This window comes from Seonamhaeicola sp. NFXS20 (assembly GCF_049132085.1).
Taxonomy (GTDB): Bacteria; Bacteroidota; Bacteroidia; order Flavobacteriales; family Flavobacteriaceae; genus Seonamhaeicola.
In genome coordinates this window covers 121,788-139,797 of sequence record NZ_JAFMPU010000009.1, presented here as the reverse complement: position 1 = coordinate 139,797, position 18,010 = coordinate 121,788, and the positions used below count along the sequence as shown (strand labels likewise).

20 protein-coding genes and 1 pseudogene are annotated in these 18,010 nt (G+C 31.7%); 11 read left to right on the top strand and 10 right to left on the bottom strand.

Going from position 1 to position 18,010, the window contains the following annotated elements:
* Window positions 1-123 precede the first annotated feature (123 nt).
* Window positions 124-873 (top strand): DeoR/GlpR family DNA-binding transcription regulator, encoded by a 750-nt coding sequence (locus J1D01_RS13205; RefSeq protein WP_421151135.1) that lies wholly within the window; start codon window positions 124-126, stop codon window positions 871-873.
* Between the two features lie 45 nt (window positions 874-918).
* Window positions 919-2,178, top strand: a complete 1,260-nt coding sequence (locus J1D01_RS13200; protein ID WP_421151134.1) for an exo-beta-N-acetylmuramidase NamZ domain-containing protein — start codon at window positions 919-921, stop codon at window positions 2,176-2,178.
* 142 nt (window positions 2,179-2,320) lie between these two features.
* Here J1D01_RS13200 and J1D01_RS13195 read toward each other — a convergent pair whose 3' ends face one another.
* The 6 genes from J1D01_RS13195 to J1D01_RS13170 all read right to left on the bottom strand — a co-directional run bounded on the left by J1D01_RS13195 (window position 2,321) and on the right by J1D01_RS13170 (window position 6,922).
* Complete coding sequence (locus tag J1D01_RS13195; RefSeq protein WP_421151133.1) at window positions 2,321-4,285, bottom strand: hypothetical protein; 1,965 nt, start codon at window positions 4,283-4,285, stop codon at window positions 2,321-2,323.
* Between the two features lie 177 nt (window positions 4,286-4,462).
* Window positions 4,463-4,732 carry a hypothetical protein gene (locus J1D01_RS13190; protein WP_421151132.1) on the bottom strand — a complete coding sequence of 90 codons (270 nt, stop codon included), beginning with the start codon at window positions 4,730-4,732 and terminating at the stop codon, window positions 4,463-4,465.
* Window positions 4,733-4,920: 188 nt separating this feature from the next.
* A complete protein-coding gene (locus tag J1D01_RS13185) occupies window positions 4,921-5,316 on the bottom strand; it encodes a rhodanese-like domain-containing protein (protein WP_421151131.1) in 396 nt (131 codons plus the stop codon).
* Window positions 5,317-5,319: 3 nt separating this feature from the next.
* Window positions 5,320-5,637 carry a rhodanese-like domain-containing protein gene (locus J1D01_RS13180; protein WP_421151130.1) on the bottom strand — a complete coding sequence of 106 codons (318 nt, stop codon included), beginning with the start codon at window positions 5,635-5,637 and terminating at the stop codon, window positions 5,320-5,322.
* A gap of 111 nt (window positions 5,638-5,748) precedes the next feature.
* Window positions 5,749-6,369 carry a thioredoxin family protein gene (locus J1D01_RS13175; RefSeq protein ID WP_421151129.1) on the bottom strand — a complete coding sequence of 207 codons (621 nt, stop codon included), beginning with the start codon at window positions 6,367-6,369 and terminating at the stop codon, window positions 5,749-5,751.
* A gap of 7 nt (window positions 6,370-6,376) precedes the next feature.
* Window positions 6,377-6,922 (bottom strand): TlpA disulfide reductase family protein, encoded by a 546-nt coding sequence (locus tag J1D01_RS13170; RefSeq protein WP_421151128.1) that lies wholly within the window; start codon window positions 6,920-6,922, stop codon window positions 6,377-6,379.
* A 273-nt stretch (window positions 6,923-7,195) separates the two neighbouring features.
* On the opposite strand from J1D01_RS13170, the gene J1D01_RS13165 reads away from it, so the two are divergent.
* The 8 genes and pseudogenes from J1D01_RS13165 to J1D01_RS13130 all read left to right on the top strand — a co-directional run bounded on the left by J1D01_RS13165 (window position 7,196) and on the right by J1D01_RS13130 (window position 14,259).
* Window positions 7,196-8,602 carry an anthranilate synthase component I family protein gene (locus tag J1D01_RS13165; RefSeq protein WP_421151127.1) on the top strand — a complete coding sequence of 469 codons (1,407 nt, stop codon included), beginning with the start codon at window positions 7,196-7,198 and terminating at the stop codon, window positions 8,600-8,602.
* A 108-nt stretch (window positions 8,603-8,710) separates the two neighbouring features.
* On the top strand, window positions 8,711-9,277 hold the full coding sequence (locus tag J1D01_RS13160) for an anthranilate synthase component II (protein ID WP_421151126.1): 567 nt from the start codon (window positions 8,711-8,713) through the stop codon (window positions 9,275-9,277).
* 58 nt (window positions 9,278-9,335) lie between these two features.
* A complete protein-coding gene (gene trpD, locus J1D01_RS13155) occupies window positions 9,336-10,328 on the top strand; it encodes an anthranilate phosphoribosyltransferase (protein ID WP_421151125.1) in 993 nt (330 codons plus the stop codon).
* Window positions 10,325-11,110, top strand: coding sequence for an indole-3-glycerol phosphate synthase TrpC (trpC, locus tag J1D01_RS13150; RefSeq protein ID WP_421151124.1), 786 nt, complete (start codon window positions 10,325-10,327; stop codon window positions 11,108-11,110). Before trpD ends, trpC begins: the two co-directional genes overlap by 4 nt.
* A pseudogene (locus J1D01_RS13145) lies at window positions 11,107-11,715 on the top strand (phosphoribosylanthranilate isomerase); the annotation flags it as partial. The gene trpC and the pseudogene J1D01_RS13145, both read left to right, overlap by 4 nt.
* A 33-nt stretch (window positions 11,716-11,748) precedes the next feature.
* Complete coding sequence (gene trpB, locus J1D01_RS13140; RefSeq protein WP_421151150.1) at window positions 11,749-12,930, top strand: tryptophan synthase subunit beta; 1,182 nt, start codon at window positions 11,749-11,751, stop codon at window positions 12,928-12,930.
* A 108-nt stretch (window positions 12,931-13,038) separates the two neighbouring features.
* Entirely contained in the window at window positions 13,039-13,803 is a 765-nt protein-coding gene (gene trpA / locus J1D01_RS13135; protein ID WP_421151123.1) for a tryptophan synthase subunit alpha, read from the top strand.
* Complete coding sequence (locus J1D01_RS13130; RefSeq protein WP_421151122.1) at window positions 13,804-14,259, top strand: tRNA (cytidine(34)-2'-O)-methyltransferase; 456 nt, start codon at window positions 13,804-13,806, stop codon at window positions 14,257-14,259.
* Here J1D01_RS13130 and J1D01_RS13125 read toward each other — a convergent pair.
* The 3 genes from J1D01_RS13125 to J1D01_RS13115 form a co-directional block, all read right to left on the bottom strand.
* Window positions 14,248-15,156, bottom strand: coding sequence for a TIGR01777 family oxidoreductase (locus tag J1D01_RS13125; protein ID WP_421151121.1), 909 nt, complete (start codon window positions 15,154-15,156; stop codon window positions 14,248-14,250). The two genes, J1D01_RS13130 and J1D01_RS13125, sit on opposite strands and share 12 nt — an antisense overlap.
* Before the next feature lie 69 nt (window positions 15,157-15,225).
* Window positions 15,226-15,891 (bottom strand): tRNA (5-methylaminomethyl-2-thiouridine)(34)-methyltransferase MnmD, encoded by a 666-nt coding sequence (gene mnmD / locus J1D01_RS13120; RefSeq protein ID WP_421151120.1) that lies wholly within the window; start codon window positions 15,889-15,891, stop codon window positions 15,226-15,228.
* Between the two features lie 10 nt (window positions 15,892-15,901).
* Window positions 15,902-16,396 (bottom strand): DUF4920 domain-containing protein, encoded by a 495-nt coding sequence (locus tag J1D01_RS13115; RefSeq protein ID WP_421151119.1) that lies wholly within the window; start codon window positions 16,394-16,396, stop codon window positions 15,902-15,904.
* Window positions 16,397-16,489: 93 nt separating this feature from the next.
* Here J1D01_RS13115 and J1D01_RS13110 point away from each other — a divergent pair, with 93 nt between their 5' ends.
* A complete protein-coding gene (locus J1D01_RS13110; protein ID WP_421151118.1) occupies window positions 16,490-17,557 on the top strand; it encodes a branched-chain amino acid aminotransferase in 1,068 nt (355 codons plus the stop codon).
* 57 nt (window positions 17,558-17,614) lie between these two features.
* On the opposite strand, the gene J1D01_RS13105 is transcribed toward J1D01_RS13110, so the two are convergent.
* On the bottom strand, window positions 17,615-18,001 hold the full coding sequence (locus tag J1D01_RS13105) for a hypothetical protein (protein WP_372938745.1): 387 nt from the start codon (window positions 17,999-18,001) through the stop codon (window positions 17,615-17,617).
* Window positions 18,002-18,010: the final 9 nt, after the last annotated feature.

Genomic DNA, 18,010 nt, shown 5'->3' with positions numbered 1-18,010 from the left:
CAAATGTATAAAAAAACAAATAAATGCATTTTTTAAAGCTAAAAAATGCAAAAAAATGCGTTTTTTAAATATAAATTTGCATTTTAAAATAATTATATCTTATTTTTGAAGAAAGCCAATTAAATGAAAAAAAAGGAGAGACAACAGAAAATAATAGATGAGGTAAGTATAAACAGAAAAGTAAGTTCTAGTTTTTTATCTGAGAGATTGAAGGTTTCTGAAGACACCATTAGAAGAGACATTAAAGAGTTGCATGATAAGGGCTTGATTACAAAAGTACACGGCGGAGCTATTTCTAACATACAAAAACTTTATCATTATAATGAAGATGTTATATACAATAGAGAAGGAAAAGTTCGTATTGCGCAAAAAGCAATTTCTTTATTAGAAGATGGCATGGTAATTATAATTAGTGGAGGAACAACAAACCTAATGCTAGCCAAATTACTCCCCAAAAACCTAAAAGCCACCGTGTACACTTATAGTTTGCCAATTGCTATGCAATTAACAGAACACCCTTTAATTGAAACCATATTTATTGGTGGTAAAATTCATAGAAGTTCAATGGTTACTACAGGTATTGATGTTATACAATATTTATCTAACCTAAGAGCCAATATTTGTTTTATGGGTGTTAGTGCTTTAGATGTTAAACAAGGTATTACAGATGAAGGTTATGAAGTTTCATTAATAAAAAAAGCTATGATAAAAGCCTCAGAACGAGTTGTTTATTTAGCCACAACAAATAAATTAAATTTAATACATAATTATAATGTATGCGAATTAAAAGAAATAGACACAGTAGTAACAGATCTTGAAATAAACAACCCTAAGCTAAAAAGCTACATATCTGCAGGTATCAATCTTTTATAATAACCATTATACAACAATTAATAGCTCCTTTTTAAATTTTAAATTATGCAAAAACAAATTTCAAGAATTATTTTACAACTGTTAGTTTTATTTTTATGTTTAACTAATTGTCAAAATAAAAGTAAAAAGCAAGTACCATTAAAAGAGACCGCAGAATCTACAACAAAACACATTATTGTTGGAGCTAATCAAACAGAAAAATATTTAGATTTATTAAAAGGTAAAAGAATTGCTTTAGCTGCTAATAACACCTCAGTTATTTTTAAAAGTAACGACCATAAAACATACACTCACCTTGCAGATTCGCTAAAATCACTAAATATAAATATTGTAAAAATATTTGCTCCCGAACACGGTTTAAGAGGTAAAATAGATGCTGGTGAAGTTATAAAAAGTGAAATTGATGAACAGACAGGAATTCCTGTTGTCTCTTTATACGGAACTAATGATAATAGTAATTCTGAAGAGAAATTTAAACCCTCTGAAAAGCATTTAAATGATTTAGATGTAGTTGTTTTTGACATTCAAGATGTTGGTGCTCGTTTTTACACCTATTTATCTACATTACACTACATCATGGAAGCTTGTGCTGAAAAACAAATCCCCGTAATTGTATTAGATAGACCTAACCCTAACGGACATTATATAGATGGCCCAATAGTGGAAGAAAATTTTAAAAGTTTTGTAGGCCTTCACCCTGTACCTATTGTATACGGTATGACTATAGGTGAATATGCTAAAATGATAAATGGTGAAAAATGGCTAAAAAATGGTGTTAAATGTAACCTAACAGTTATTCCTTTAAAAAATTACACTCATAGTTCTACTTATAGCTTAACTTTAAGACCATCTCCTAACCTTCCTAATGATAAATCTATCAATTTATATCCAAGCCTATGTTTATTTGAAGGCACTAACGTTAATTGCGGTAGAGGTACAGATATGCAGTTCCAAATTTTTGGATCACCAGATTTACCTAGCAATGAATACAACTTCAGTTTTACCCCTCAGCCAAATTTTGGATCTAAAAACCCTAAAAATATAAACCAAGAATGTTTTGGATTAGATTTATCTAAAACCAACAGGTTAAGCGCGTTAAATTTTGAATGGCTTATTAACGCTTATAATGCAACTGCAAACAAAGACAAATTCTTTAGAGAAAGATCTTTTAATATTTTAGCTGGCACAGATAAATTAAAAAAGCAAATTGAAAATGGCTTAAGCTTTGAAGAAATTAAAGCAACTTGGGAAGACGGTTTAACTAAGTTTAAAAATACAAGAAAAAAATATTTAATATATCCTTAAACATTTTTTCTATAATTAACACTTAATACACTAACAATTATTATAAATTCACTCTGGAAGATTTAATAAATTTTCCAGAGTTTTTTATTTTGAACTCACACAAAACTACTATGGAAAAATCATAAAAAAACAAGTAGATTTTTTATTCCACACATTTTAATTTATCTAAAAAGAATTCTTTATAATCAATATCTAATATTTCTTTTGATCCCTCAGTACCTTTTAAAAGAACAGATTTAATAGGAGCACTTTTTAAAACTGTCATTTGCTCTTTAGACAAACTTCCTTTAAACTCAAAATCACTACAATTTGTACCATAAGTATGATAAAAAGTAACAACCTTATTATTTGTTAATTGTACTTTAACGTAAGACTTTTTACTTGAATAGCCACTAACGCATCCCAAATTTAAACTAGAACTGAAAAACACATCTACCTTCCCTCCTTTTTTATAAAGCTCTACCGATAAGTTTTTACTTAAGTTATATTTTTTAGTTAAAATGATTTTTTCTTGAGATATATAATCAAACTCATTCATTGCATAATGACAAGTTCTTCTAAATTTTTGTCTTTCTAAAGCCTTTATATCAAACTTTTTCTTCTCTGCAGGTTGCTTTTTTTCTAACGCAATACGCTTTTGTTCCGCTTCTTTAGCTTTAGCTGCTGCCTCAAGTCTACGTCGCTCTTTTAATACCTCCTCTCGTTTACGCGCTTCTGCTTCTAATCTTTGTTTTTCTAATCTAGCTAATTCTTCAGCTTTGGCTATAGAATCTAACCTTCTCTGTTCACGTAAAGCAGCTTCTCGTTTGCGTGCCTCTGCTTCTAATCTTTGCTTTTCTAATCTTGCTGCTTCTTCAGCTTTGGCTATGGAATCTAATCTTCTCTGTTCACGTAAAGCTGCTTCCCGTTGGCGTGCCTCTGCTTCTAATCTTTGCTTTTCTAATCTAGCTAATTCTTCGGCTTGGGCTATGGAATCTAATTTTTGTTGTTCGCGTATAGCCGCTTCCCGTTGGCGAGCTTCTGCTTCTAATCTTTGTTTTTCTAATCTCGCTGTTTCTTCGACTTGTGCTATAGAATCTAATCTTCTCTGTTCACGTATAGCAGCTTCTCGTTTACGTGCTTCTGCTTCTAATCTTTGCTTTTCTAATCTAGCTAATTCTTCGGCTTGGGCTATGGAATCTAATTTTTGTTGTTCGCGTATAGCCGCTTCCCGTTGGCGAGCTTCTGCTTCTGCTTCTAATCTTTGCTTTTCTAATCTTGCTGCTTCTTCGGCTTTGGCTATAGAATCTAATCTTCTCTGTTCACGTAAAGCAGCTTCCCGTTGGCGAGCTTCTGCTTCTAATCTTTGCTTTTCTAATCTAGCTAATTCTTCAGCTTTGGCTATGGAATCTAATCTTCGTTGTTCGCGTATAACTGCTTCTCGTTTGCGTGCCTCTGCTTCTAATCTTTGCTTTTCTAATCTTGCTGCTTCTTCAGCTTTGGCTATGGAATCTAATCTTCTCTGTTCACGTAAAGCAGCTTCTCGTTTGCGTGCCTCTGCTTCTAATCTTTGCTTTTCTAATCTTGCTGCTTCTTCAGCTTTGGCTATAGAATCTAATCTTCTCTGTTCACGTAAAGCAGCTTCTCGTTTGCGTGCCTCTGCTTCTAATCTTTGCTTTTCTAATCTTGCTGCTTCTTCAGCTTTGGCTATAGAATCTAATCTTCGTTGTTCTGCCTTTTCTTTTTCAATCTTTTCTTTGTTTACTATCTCATAGATTCTTTTCTTCCTTGCTTCCTCCTCCTTTCTTCTTAACTCTCTTTCTTTTTCTTGAAACTCAAAATATAGATCTTCAATTTCATTATTTACCACAAGATCCTCTATAGTTACAAGACCAATATTATCTTTAAATAGCACCTTATAATTATCGTTTCCTAGGTAACTTAGAACAATACATTTCTGACCTTCTTTAAAACTTATTACGGGCTGAATGAGTTCATTTATACTCTTGTTGACGTTTTTGTATAAGGTTCCGTCTTGAGAAAAGCGTGTAGAAATACTTACCTGTTGCGCAAATAGTTTTGAGCAAAAAACAAATACAATTATAAAAAAGGAAAGATTTTTAACCATAATATAAAACCCATTTGATAGCTCTCAAACGTATTTTAGTTAGTTTATTTAATAGAATTTTGGGGCAATAAAATTATAAAATATACTAAGTAATAGTAGTTTTTAAATCACTATATTTTTATACAAAAAACCCATATAATAATATATGGGCAATATTTTTTAAGCAAAAATAGTTAGTTAACTAACTTTTTGTTTTAGCTTCATTTTTTCTAGAAGCATAAGTTCTCTTTGAATTTCTTCTTTTCGCTCATTAAACTTTCGAAGTTTCTCTTCTCTAATTTTTTGGTTCTCAGCGCGCTGTTTTTTTCTAATTTCTTCTAATTCTAGCTGTTTTTTCTGAGCTTTCCTTTGCTTAATTTTTTCCATTGCAACAGAAAAATAAGCAAATCCATACATACTTAAAAACAGTAATGCTATTATCCCCAAAATAATATAACCGTTATCCATAACTTTTTTGTGCTATTAATTCAACAAAATTTAAACCTACTTTAATCTTAATTTTTTAAGAAAAAGCTAAACTTTATATAAAGATAAAAAAAGAGATAAGTACTTTAAAATTAAAAAGATGAAGTACTTAAAAAAAAGGTGAAAGTTAAAACCTAGATAAGTTACAGGGTATTTACATAATAATGTAATTACTTAAAGGTGTCTAATCCTTTTTGTTTCCAATTAAGAATTCCTCCTTCAAGATTATATATTTTTTCGAATCCAGCTTCCTGAAATATTTTAATACTTTTTTCGCTTCTTTTACCAGACCTACAATAAATATATACCGGTTTTTGTCTATTTAAAGCCTTTAAATTAGTACTGAAATTTGATGATTTATAATCCATATTTTGTGCTGTTTTTATAAAACCAGCTAGATATTCTTTAGGAGTTCTAACATCAACCAGTTGAATACTATCTTTTTGAAGGGCTTCAAACAAATCGTTGGGAGAAATATTAATAGCACTATTTTTATCTGTACTGTCTTTACAACTAAAGAAAGACATAAAAAAAATAGTGCCACTGAGTATGATAAACTTTCTCATTGTTTATTCCTTATCAACTACATCTCCTGTCCAATCTAACATACCGCCTTCAAGGTTATAGGCATTCTCAAAACCTAATTCTTCCATAATAGCACAAGCTTGTCCGCTTCTATTACCTGAACGACAATACACGTAGTAGTTTTTGCTTTTATCTAATTGATCTACTTTATCTACAAACTCATCGCCTAAATAAAAATCTATATGTATGGCATTAGGAATAATTCCTTCAGCTACTTCGGCATTTGTTCTTACATCTAATACAACAGCGTTCTCATCATTTGCTAATTGTTCTGCCCATTCTTCTTGTGTTAAATCTTCCATTTTTTATTTTTTATTATTGATTTGGCAAAATTAGTACTTCTAATCATTATAGACGAAAAAAATCTGAAGCATTACACCTCAGATTTTACATTTATCTAATTGAATATTATTTTAAACCTTTATAGAACAACCAATGGCTCTAGTTTCTTTTTGAGGAACTTCTTTACCATTAATTAATGCATCTACAGCATCTTCTACATATTTCGTTTTAACTGCTGATGGATCTTTATAATTATCATCAATAGCTCCAATATACTCAACAACTAAACCACTTTCTTTTTTATCTAAAACAAAAATATGTGGTGTTTTAGTTGCCCCAAATTTTGGAAAAACCTCTTGCTTAGCATCTATTAAATATGGGAATGTAAAACCCTTGCTTGCTGCTCGCTTTTTCATGGCTTCTATATCATCTCCTGGTTTAACAGCGGTATTGTTGGGCATAATTGCAATAACCGGATACCCCTGTGGCGCATATTTTTTATCTAATTCAATAATACGATCTTCATACATAACTGCATATGGGCAAGTATTACAAGTAAAAGTAATAATGAAGCCCTTAGCATCTTTGTAATCTGAAAGAGACACCATTTTTCCATCAATATTTTTTAATGAAAAATCTTCGGCTATATCTCCAATTTTATAGCCATCACCAACATTTCTGTTAGGTACAGTAAAAGCTAATGCTACTAAAGCCATAAAGGCTACAGTGAAAAATTTAAGTGTTTTGCTCATCTTTTTTTTAGTTTAAAAATTTTTTAAGTTCGTTTTCTAATTCATTGTATGTAAACGATTTTTCAAAGAAACTTCGTTTATCATTTTTGTAAATAATAGTTGCTGGTATAGATCCAGACCAATCTTTATTTACTTTGGGTATCCAGCTGTTAGAATCTACATCATCTAAAACAACTACTTTGGCTTGTAACTTATTCTTTTTTATAAATGGTTTTAACTTAGTTTCAAATTGATGTGGAAAATCTAAACTAACCAATATAACTTCTACATTTTCATCTTTATAATTTGCATACAAGTCTTCAAAATAAGGCAACTCTTTTACACATGGAGCACACCAAGTAGCCCAAAAGTTTATTACATAAACAGTATCATCTGTTTTGCTTAATAACGGTTGCAAACCATTAAAATCATAAATTTCTAAATCGTCTCCTCCTTTATTTACAGCTTCTTTTTCTGTAATTTCCTTTACAGTTAAACTAGTTTTACTGTCTTTATTGTTATTGTTACAGCTTGCCATTATTAAAATAGCAACAAATAATAGTTTTGTTTTCATAAACGTAAAAATAAAGATTGGCTCTTTAAATTATATGCAGTTTAACAAACTTTTAAATAAAAAAAAGTTTATTCTTTTGTAAAATACTTTTTTCATTTCTATATTTGACTCACAGAAAAAAAATAAATGAATACACAATTAAATAATACTTGGTGGTGGTGCTTCAGAAACTCAACGTTCGTGAAGTAGAAACTTAGTATATTTAATTTTAAAATATCAATAAGGCTTGTCATTCACGACAGGCTTTTTTTATATGATATCAATTTCAAATAAATGAAAACATTTAATTTAACAACACATCATAAGCGTATATTAACAGACACTATAACACCTGTTACCGTTTATTATAAAATTAGAGACAAATACCCAAACAGTATTTTGTTAGAAAGTGGCGATTATCACAGAAACCACAAAAACTTCTCATACATTTGTTTTAACCCTATAGCTTCTATTAAGGTTGAAAATGAAATTGTTACTGAAACATTTCCTGATGGAACTACAAAAAACCTACCCATTACCAACGAGGTGAATGTAGTTGATGAAATTTACAATTTCACAAAACGATTTAATATTGCTTCAAAAGAAGATTTCAAATTCATTAACAACGGTATTTTTGGGTACACAGCTTATGATGCAGTAAGATATTTTGAAGATATAAAAATTAGCAAAAAAGAAAACTCTGTTTCAATACCAGATGTTTATTATGCGGTGTACCAAAACATTATAGCTATAAATCATTTTAAAAACGAAGCTTATATTTTTGCGCATTGTCCTGATGGCATTGAAAACAATATTGATGCTATAGACAAACTTATTAACGTTCAAAATTTTGCATCATTCAATTTTAACATAAAAGGAGATATTGTATCTAATTTAACCGATGATGAATTTTTGCAACATGTAGATTATGCAAAAAAACACTGTCACAGAGGCGATGTTTTTCAATTAGTTTTATCTAGAAGTTTTTCGCAAGAATTCACGGGCGATGATTTTAATGTATACAGAGCCTTAAGAAGCATAAATCCTTCTCCATATTTATTTTATTTTGATTATGGTGATTTTAAAATATTTGGTAGCTCACCAGAAGCTCAATTAATTGTAACCGATGGATTAGCAGAAATACACCCCATTGCCGGAACTTTTAAAAGAACTGGTAATGATGAACAAGACGAAATTCTTGCCCAAAAATTAAAAACAGACGATAAAGAAAATGCAGAACACGTTATGCTAGTAGATTTAGCTAGAAACGATTTAAGTCGTCACGGAAGCAATGTAAAAGTTGAAACTTACAGAGAAGTTCAATTCTTCTCACACGTCATTCATTTGGTAAGTAAAGTTACAGGGCATAAACACAACACCACTTCTACCATGCAAGTAGTTGCAGATACATTTCCTGCAGGAACCTTAAGCGGTGCGCCAAAACACATGGCTATGCAACTTATTGAAAAATATGAAAAAACAAGTAGAGGGTTTTATGGAGGCGCCATTGGGTTTATGGATTTTGATGGCAATTTTAACCATGCCATAATGATTAGAACATTTTTAAGTAAAGATTATAAACTGAACTGGCAAGCAGGCGCAGGCATAGTTTCAAAATCTAATCCAGAGAGCGAAAAACAAGAAGTGTTCAATAAATTAGGAGCGTTAAATAAAGCTATTCACTTAGCTAAAGATATTTAGTATTATTTGGGCGTTCCCCAAAGGGGCGGGCTTTCACGAGTCGCTCTCTACAAGGAGCTCCAACAATCGTTCAATCCCTAACGCAAGTTAGAAGTTAGAAAGTTTAAAATGAAAAAAGTATTAGTAATAGACAACTACGACAGTTTTACCTATAATCTAGTTCATTATTTAGAAGATTTAAACTGTGACGTAACAGTTTATAGAAATGATAAATTAGCATTAGAAGACGTAGAGCCTTTTGATAAAATTGTACTATCACCAGGTCCAGGAATCCCAGACGAAGCTGGTTTGTTAAAAGCAATCATTAAAAAATATGCCTCTACGAAAAGTATTTTAGGAGTATGTTTAGGGCAACAAGCCATCGGTGAAGTTTTTGGTGGCTCACTAATAAATTTAGATGAAGTTTATCACGGTGTTGCTACTAAAGTTGAAATCTGTGTAAATGATGAACCTATATTTAAAGGCTTAAATAAAGAAATTGAAGTTGGTAGATATCACTCTTGGGTAGTTAACGCTAATTTACCAGAGAGTTTAGAAGCAACATCTTATGATGCTAACGGACAAGTCATGTCTTTAAGACATAAAGAATATGATGTAAAAGGTGTGCAATATCATCCAGAATCTGTTTTAACCCCTCAAGGAAAACAAATACTAGAAAATTGGGTAAACAACTAGCAATTTGCTCTTTGCCTTTAGCTTTTAGATAAAAGCAAACAGCCAAAAGTCACTAAAAATGAAAGATATTTTAAACAGATTAATAAACCATGAAACCATCTCATCAGAAGAGGCAAAACAGGTTATAGTAAACATATCAAAAGATATGTACAACCCAAGCCAAATAGCCTGTTTCTTATCGGTTTTCATGATGCGCAGCATAACCCTAGAAGAATTACAAGGCTTTAGAGATGCACTTTTAGAGCTATGTATTCCTATAAATTTAAAAGATTTTAATACCATTGATATTGTAGGTACAGGTGGTGATGGTAAAAACACCTTTAACATCTCTACGCTATCCTCTTTTATTACTGCAGGAGCAGGAGTTCATGTTACTAAACATGGTAATTATGGGGTTTCTTCAACATCAGGGTCATCAAATGTTATGGAATCTTTAGGTGTAAAATTTTCAAATGATGAAGATTTTCTAAAACGTTGTTTAGATAAAGCTGGCATCTGTATTTTACACGCGCCTTTATTCCATCCAGCTATGAAAAATGTGGCTCCCATTAGAAAACAATTGGGTGTAAAAACATTTTTTAACATGCTAGGACCAATGGTAAATCCGTCATTCCCCAAAAACCAAATACTTGGGGTTTTCAATTTAGAAATATTACGTCTTTACAGTTTCTTATATCAAAATACTGATAAAAATTATAACATAATTTATGCACTAGACGGATACGATGAAATTTCACTAACAGGTAAAGCAAAAATTGTTTCAAATTATTCAGAAAAATTATTTTCACCAGAAGATTTAGGTATATCTGCAGTAAAACAAGAAGACATTTTTGGTGGCAATAGTATTGATGAAGCTGCAAAAATATTTGTAGATATCATTAGTGGTAACGGAACCGAAGCGCAAAATAATGTAGTTTGTGCAAATGCAGGTTTAGCTATTGCTACTACCAAACACATAACACACCAAGAAGGTTTTGAATTAGCCAAAGAATCGTTGTTTTCTGGAAAAGCAAAACAGAGTTTAGACGCTTTAATTGAACTAGGCAAATGAACATTTTAGATAAAATAGTAATAGATAAACATAAAGAAGTTAGTTTAAGAAAAGTATTAATTCCAACTTCACAACTAGAACAATCGGTTTTATTCACACGAGCAACTGTTTCATTAGCAAACAACTTACGTAACAGCAAATCGGGCATTATTGCAGAACATAAACGTCGTTCACCTTCAAAATCTGTTATTAATAACAATTTAAACGTGCATGATGTAGCCTTAGGATATGAGAACGCTGGTGTTTGTGGCATGTCAGTTTTAACAGATGGTAAATATTTTGGTGGTTCTTTAGACGATTTATTAACAGCTAGAGCAAGTTGTAATTTACCACTTTTAAGAAAAGAGTTCATAATAGATGAATACCAAATACTTGAAGCCAAAGCCTATGGTGCTGATGTTATTTTACTCATTGCTGCCATTTTAACTAGAGATGAAATTAAACAGTTTTCAGAGTTTGCAAAAAGCTTAAATCTTAATGTGCTTTTAGAAGTTCATAATGAAGAAGAATTACATAAATCCATCATGCCTAGTTTAGACATGCTAGGGGTTAACAACAGAAATTTAAAAACGTTTAACGTTAGTTTAGAAACAAGCAAATCATTAAGTAGCTTAATACCCGATGATTTTGTAAAAGTTTCAGAAAGTGGTATTAGTAATATTGAAGCTATAAATGAACTTCAATCCTATGGCTACCAAGGATTTTTAATTGGTGAAAATTTTATGAAAACTGAGAACCCTGGCGCCAGCGCAACACAATTTATAAAAGCATTAGAAGGATGAAATTAAAAATATGCGGAATGAAATATCAAGATAATATAGAACAAGTTGCTGCATTGCAACCTGATTATCTTGGATTTATTTTTTATGAAGAAACACCAAGACACTTTAACACCAAAATTCCAGAAATTTCTAAAAACATTAAAAAAGTAGGTGTATTTGTAGATGAAAATGTTACTACAGTAATTGAAAAAGTTAATGAGTTTAAATTAGATGCCGTACAACTACATGGCGAAGAAACATCATATTATTGCAGTATACTGCGCTCTACAACCATGTTGGCTAAACCCATTGAAATTATAAAAGTATTTTCAATAAAAGACGAATTTAACTTTGAAGTTTTAGAACCTTATGAAAAGGTATGCGATTACTTTTTATTTGATACAAAAGGAAAACTTCCTGGTGGAAATGGTTACAAATTTGATTGGAATCTTTTAAAAGATTACCCTTCTACAAAACCATTTTTTTTAAGTGGAGGCATTGGTTTAAATAATGTAACCGATATTAAAAAATTCAAAGAAAATGAAGTTTCAAAATATTGTTACGCAATTGATGTAAACAGTAAGTTTGAATTAGAACCAGGCTTAAAAAGCACTTCAAACTTAAGAGAATTCATTAATAAACTTAATGATAAAAAAACAATGAATTATAATGTAGATGAAAAAGGTTATTATGGTAATTTTGGTGGGGCGTTTATTCCCGAGATGTTGTACCCTAATGTAGAAGAATTACGCCAAAATTATTTGAAGGTTATGGCAGAGCCAGACTTTCAAAAGGAGTTTAACCAACTGTTAAAAGACTATGTTGGACGTCCTTCGCCATTATATTTTGCCAAACGCCTATCTAAAAAATATAACACTAAAATCTACTTAAAACGAGAAGATTTAAACCATACAGGTGCTCATAAAATAAACAATACCATAGGGCAAATTTTAATGGCAAAACGTCTTGGTAAAACCCGAATAATTGCCGAAACTGGTGCCGGACAACACGGTGTAGCTACAGCAACTGTTTGTGCGCTTATGGGGTTAGAATGTATTGTTTACATGGGCGAAATTGATATTGCACGACAAGCACCAAACGTGGCTAGAATGAAAATGCTAGGTGCTACTGTAGTACCTGCGCTCTCAGGAAGTCGTACCTTAAAAGATGCCACCAACGAAGCCATTCGCGATTGGATTAACAACCCCGTAAACACGCATTACATTATTGGTTCTGCTATTGGTCCGCACCCATACCCAGATATGGTAACACGATTTCAATCTGTAATTTCAGAAGAAATAAAATGGCAACTTAAAGAACATGAAGGTAGAGAAAACCCAGATTACGTAGCTGCTTGTATTGGTGGTGGAAGCAATGCCGCAGGAACATATTACCACTATTTACATGAAGATGATGTAAAAATTATTGCGGTTGAAGCTGCTGGTTTAGGTGTAGATTCTGGTGAAAGTGCCGCTACATCGGTATTAGGTAAAGAAGGTATTATTCATGGTTGTAAAACCTTGTTGATGCAAACCGCAGATGGACAAATAACGGAGCCCTACTCTATTTCGGCTGGTTTAGATTATCCTGGTGTTGGCCCTATGCATGCCCATTTAGCAAAAACTGGTAGAGCAGAATTTTTATCAATTACAGATGATGAAGCTATGAAAGCGGGCTTAGAATTATGTGAATTGGAAGGTATTATTCCTGCCATTGAAAGTTCTCATGCGCTTGCTATTTTTAAACAAAAACAGTTTAAGCCAGATGACGTAATTGTAATGAGTTTATCGGGTAGAGGCGACAAAGATTTACAGAATTATATTGATTATTTTAAAATATAAATTAAAGACGATATGACGCGTTAGGGATTGAACGATTGTTGGAGCTCCTCGTAGAGAGCGACTCGTGAAAGCCCGACCCCTTGTGGGTAACGCCCAAAAAGATATAACATGAATCGAATTAAAGAAAAGCTACAGGAAGACAAAAAATTATTGTCTATATATTTTACCGCAGGGTATCCTAATTTAGATGACACCGTTAAAATTATTCAGGATTTAGAAAAGAATGGTGTAGATTTAATTGAAATTGGTTTACCGTTTAGCGACCCACTTGCTGATGGCCCAACTATACAGGAAAGCTCTACGCAAGCACTTAAAAACGGGATGACTACAGAGGTACTTTTTAAGCAATTAAAAGATATTAGAGAAACTGTAAATATTCCGTTAATTATTATGGGGTATTTTAACCCAATGTTGCAGTACGGTGTAGATGCATTTTGTAAAAAATGTGCAGACATTGGTATTGATGGGTTGATTATTCCTGATTTACCTGTAGATGTATATCATGAAGAATACCAAACTACTTTTGAAAAATACGGATTAATAAACGTGTTTTTAATTACACCGCAAACTAGCGATGAACGTATTCGATTTATTGATTCGGTATCAAACGGATTTATTTATATGGTGAGTAGTGCTAGTACAACTGGTGCTAAATCTGGTTTTGGCGACGAACAAACGCATTATTTTGAGCGTATTAATAGTCTTAACCTTAAAAATCCGCAAATAGTTGGTTTTGGTATTAGTAATAACGACACGTTTATGGCCGCTACCAAGTATGCTAAAGGGGCTATTATTGGCAGTGCTTTTGTAAAACATCTTACTAATGAGGGAGTGAATTCTATTGGTAATTTTGTTAAATCTGTAATAAACTAAATGCCTTTAAATATTGTTTTAATAGAGCCTGAAATACCTAACAACACTGGTAATATTGGACGATTAGCTTTAGCATCAGGCTCTAAATTACACTTAGTAAAACCTTTTGGTTTTGAGATTAATGACTCTAGATTAAAACGTGCAGGATTAGATTATTGGCAGTATCTTGACGTTGTTTATTATGATAATGTAAAAGATTTTTTCAAAAAAAATAGTAACAAAAAAATGGCTTTTCTTTCTAGCCATGGCAATAAAACTTATGAGGATATTCCTTTTGAGGATGATATATTTTTAATTTTTGGAAAAGAATCTGTTGGTCTACCAAAATCAATTACTAAAAAACATCAAGACCAACTTTATAAAATACCTATTTACAACAAACATGTTAGAAGCTTAAATCTTTCAAATGCCGTGAGTATTGTGGTTTACGATGGCCTTAAGCAATTAGCTAAGTAATATATCTTCTAAAGTAGGTTTTAAATGATGATATTTAAAATAAAACCCTTTATCTTCAATTTTCTTTGAACTAACACGTTGACTATCAAATAAAAGTGCATGCATTTCTCCCATCATTATTTTCATTAAAAATTTTGGGATATTTGGCAAAATTAAAGGTCTCTTTACAACTTTAGCAATGGTTTTGGTTAACTCTTTATTAGTTACTGGGTTGGGAGCAACGCCATTATACACACCAATTAACCCGTTTTTTAAAATATATAAAAACATATCTGCTAAATCTTGAATATGAATCCATGATTGCCATTGTTTACCACTACCAAAAGCAGCCCCAACACCATACTTAATGGGTTTTACCATTTGCGGTAATGCACCTCCATCTTTAGCTAACACCAAACCTATTCTAATTTTAGAAACAGCTACATTCACTGTTTTAAATGCTTCAACGGAATTCTCCCAAGCTTTAACTACATCTCCTAAAAATGACTTGTTTAAATCTTTAAAACTTTCGCCATAATAATTAACTAGTGAATCCGGATAAATACTAATACCACTTGCAGATACTATTTGCTTAATGCTATGAGACTCTCCTTTTAAAGCATTAATAAGTAACTGAGCGCTTTTTACCCTGCTAGATATAATTTTTTCTTTATACTCTGGTGTCCACCGCTTAGAAACTGTAGCACCAGCTAAGTGAATAATGGCATCTACGTTTTTAAAACAATTACTATCAATTTCTTGGGTTTTAATATTCCAATAAAACCCTTTATAATTATCTTCATTTTTAATTTTTAATTTACTAGTGGTAAGATAATTTACAGCAATATTGTCTCTATGGCAACTTTTTACAATTTGTTGTCCCACAAGTCCTGTAGCTCCTGTTATTAATATCCTCATATATTAAATATACAAAATCAAGCTCCTATTTACTAAACTTTATATTAGCTTTAACAATTACTAAAATAATTAAAGTTTTGTGGCTCTAAGCATTTCTCTTTTACCTGGTGGCCCTGGCAATTTTTCTACAGAAAAACCTACTGCTTGCATTGCTCTACGCACACTACCTTTTGCAGAATAGGTTACTAGAACACCTTCATTTTTTAAGGCATGGTGCATTTTTTTAAAAATTGATTCTGTCCACAATTCTGGTTGAACACGTGCCCCAAAAGCATCAAAATAAATAAGATTAAAACTATCTTTATCTTTTATTTCTTTAAAAAATTTATTCTGTTTTTGTAATGAGAAATAAGGTGTTAGTTGATGCGCCTCTTCCCAAGCAATATTATGGAGTTCCCTAAATAAATTAATATTAGATTTTAGTTGTGAAGCATAGTTTAATTTTTCAACTTCTTGAGAATTAACAGGATATCCCTCTACCCCAACATAATTTATTTTAATTTGAAGTTTCTCTGCCTCAAGTAACGTGATTAAAGCATTTAACCCTGTACCAAAACCTATTTCTAATATAGATAAAGATTGATTGGGTTTTAAACATATATGCTGTAATCCATGTTTTATAAACACATGGTATGCTTCTTGAATGGCTCCGTGTTTTGAGTGGTACTGCTCATTCCATTCAGGAATATGAATAGTTGCAGAACCATCTGCTGTAATGATGATTTCTCTTTTCAATTGGCTGTTTTTATTGAGCAATCAAAACCCCATCAGCTTCAAAAGAAAAGGTTTTTTTAGGTTTTGTTATAGCTGCAATTTCTTCGGCCGATTTTCCTGCGTCTTCAGCATAGTGCTGTAATTCATCTACAGGAACCTCCTTCACATAAGCTTTTCCGTTTACAACAACGTCTTTTCCTGCTATATCTTTGGGTACAAAAAAACCGTAATCTTTAAATTTTACCATAGCCTCATTACCATCACCCAAATCTAAAGTCATCCAACACCCTTTAGCTTGACAAACTTTAAGTACTTTGGCAGTCATTTTTGAATTTATACTGTCTCCTACATTCATTTCTTTGTAATGAGACAACATTGATGATGAAGCTATAGCATCATCTGCAATAATTTCTTTACCAAAAGAGGCATACTCAATTTTAATAGGTTCTTTTGGGGTTTCATCTGCTTTATTTTTACAAGCATTAAACATTAAAACAAAGATAAGAGCAATAATTACTGGTTTCATATTCTGAAAATTTCAATTTTAAACTATTTATGTAAATATACCTCTTTTTTAAAAACCTTTTTATTTAACTTTGTCAAGTAAAACTACTAGATTATGAGTACAATAATCAATAATATTGAGATTATAAAAACAAAGTCTTCTAAAATTAATGAAGTAGACTTTGATGATTTGAAATTTGGAAGTGTATTTTCAGACCACATGCTAGTGTGTGATTATAAAGATGGTAAATGGCAGGAACCAAAAATTACACCATACCAACCCATTACTTTAGATCCTGCTGCAAAGATTTTTCATTACGGCCAATCTGTTTTTGAAGGTATGAAAGCTTATAAGGATGAAAATGATAGTGTTTGGTTATTTCGTCCTTTAGATAATTTTAAACGTTTAAATATTTCATCTAAACGATTAGCTATACCAGAATTACCTGAAGCTTATTTTATGGAAGGTTTGAAGGCTTTATTAGAACTTGATAAAGACTGGATTCCTAAAAATGAAGGCAGCTCTTTATATATTCGTCCGTTTGTATTTGCTTCGGGAAATGGGTTTCATGCCTCTCCTGCCGATGAGTATAAATTTATAATTTGTACGGCACCTTCTGGTTCTTATTTTTCTGGAGATGTAAAAGTTTTAATAGAAGAAAAATATTCTCGTTCTGCCAACGGAGGTGTTGGTTTTGCAAAAGCTGGAGGTAATTATGCAGGACAATTTTACCCTACCCAATTAGCAAAAGAAAAAGGATATCACCAAGTTATTTGGACTGATGATAATACCCATGAGTATATAGAAGAAGCTGGTGCTATGAATATTTTTGTTAGAATAAACGACACATTAATTACAGCACCAACAAGTGATAGAATTTTAGATGGTATAACTAGAAAAAGCATTATTGAATTAGCTAAAGCTGAAAGAATTAATGTTGAAGTTAGAAAACTATCGGTTTCTGAAGTGATAGAAGCTGCTAAAAATGGCACGCTTAAAGAAATGTTTGGAGCAGGTACAGCTGCTGTTGTTTCTCCTATTGCAGCTTTTGGGTATAAAGATGTAGATTATAACCTACCTAAATTAGATGAATCTTATGCAGATTTCTTTAAAAAACAAATAACAGATATTCAAACAAACAAATCTGAAGATCCTTTTGGATGGCGTTTTAAAGTTGATTAAAAACATTCTAAACCACAAATAAAAAAAGAGAAGCTATAATTTATAGCTTCTCTTTTTTTATTTATCTAAAATTGATTGAATATTGGGTTTAAAATAATTAGGTCCTTTAAGCACTTTCCCGTCTTCTCTATAAATAGGTTCTCCATCTGCTCCTAACTTACTCATATTACTACGCTGAATTTCTTCAAACACTTCTTCTATTTTATATTGTAAACCATGTTCTATTATAGTACCGCATAAAATATAAAGCATATCGCCTAAGGCATCAGCCACCTCAACTAAATCACCATCATTTGCGGCATCTAGATATTCTTCATTTTCTTCACGCATTAACTTGTAGCGTAACGTATTTTTATCAATGCCTAAGTTTGCTTTTGGAGTTTCTCTGTGACCTATTTTAAATGCTGTATGAAATGCCTTAACTGCGTTTATTTTGTCTTGCATAAATTGTTT

What these genes read in the sequence shown, in the direction of transcription:
- J1D01_RS13205 (WP_421151135.1), top strand. Translation starts at nt 124, where the DNA reads ATGAAAAAAAAGGAGAGACAACAGAAAATAATAGATGAGGTAAGTATA.
- J1D01_RS13200 (WP_421151134.1), top strand. Translation starts at nt 919, where the DNA reads ATGCAAAAACAAATTTCAAGAATTATTTTACAACTGTTAGTTTTATTT.
- J1D01_RS13195 (WP_421151133.1), bottom strand. Translation starts at nt 4,285, where the DNA reads ATGGTTAAAAATCTTTCCTTTTTTATAATTGTATTTGTTTTTTGCTCA.
- J1D01_RS13190 (WP_421151132.1), bottom strand. Translation starts at nt 4,732, where the DNA reads ATGGATAACGGTTATATTATTTTGGGGATAATAGCATTACTGTTTTTA.
- J1D01_RS13185 (WP_421151131.1), bottom strand. Translation starts at nt 5,316, where the DNA reads ATGAGAAAGTTTATCATACTCAGTGGCACTATTTTTTTTATGTCTTTC.
- J1D01_RS13180 (WP_421151130.1), bottom strand. Translation starts at nt 5,637, where the DNA reads ATGGAAGATTTAACACAAGAAGAATGGGCAGAACAATTAGCAAATGAT.
- J1D01_RS13175 (WP_421151129.1), bottom strand. Translation starts at nt 6,369, where the DNA reads ATGAGCAAAACACTTAAATTTTTCACTGTAGCCTTTATGGCTTTAGTA.
- J1D01_RS13170 (WP_421151128.1), bottom strand. Translation starts at nt 6,922, where the DNA reads ATGAAAACAAAACTATTATTTGTTGCTATTTTAATAATGGCAAGCTGT.
- J1D01_RS13165 (WP_421151127.1), top strand. Translation starts at nt 7,196, where the DNA reads ATGAAAACATTTAATTTAACAACACATCATAAGCGTATATTAACAGAC.
- J1D01_RS13160 (WP_421151126.1), top strand. Translation starts at nt 8,711, where the DNA reads ATGAAAAAAGTATTAGTAATAGACAACTACGACAGTTTTACCTATAAT.
- trpD (WP_421151125.1), top strand. Translation starts at nt 9,336, where the DNA reads ATGAAAGATATTTTAAACAGATTAATAAACCATGAAACCATCTCATCA.
- trpC (WP_421151124.1), top strand. Translation starts at nt 10,325, where the DNA reads ATGAACATTTTAGATAAAATAGTAATAGATAAACATAAAGAAGTTAGT.
- trpB (WP_421151150.1), top strand. Translation starts at nt 11,749, where the DNA reads ATGAATTATAATGTAGATGAAAAAGGTTATTATGGTAATTTTGGTGGG.
- trpA (WP_421151123.1), top strand. Translation starts at nt 13,039, where the DNA reads ATGAATCGAATTAAAGAAAAGCTACAGGAAGACAAAAAATTATTGTCT.
- J1D01_RS13130 (WP_421151122.1), top strand. Translation starts at nt 13,804, where the DNA reads ATGCCTTTAAATATTGTTTTAATAGAGCCTGAAATACCTAACAACACT.
- J1D01_RS13125 (WP_421151121.1), bottom strand. Translation starts at nt 15,156, where the DNA reads ATGAGGATATTAATAACAGGAGCTACAGGACTTGTGGGACAACAAATT.
- J1D01_RS13115 (WP_421151119.1), bottom strand. Translation starts at nt 16,396, where the DNA reads ATGAAACCAGTAATTATTGCTCTTATCTTTGTTTTAATGTTTAATGCT.
- J1D01_RS13110 (WP_421151118.1), top strand. Translation starts at nt 16,490, where the DNA reads ATGAGTACAATAATCAATAATATTGAGATTATAAAAACAAAGTCTTCT.
- J1D01_RS13105 (WP_372938745.1), bottom strand. Translation starts at nt 18,001, where the DNA reads ATGCAAGACAAAATAAACGCAGTTAAGGCATTTCATACAGCATTTAAA.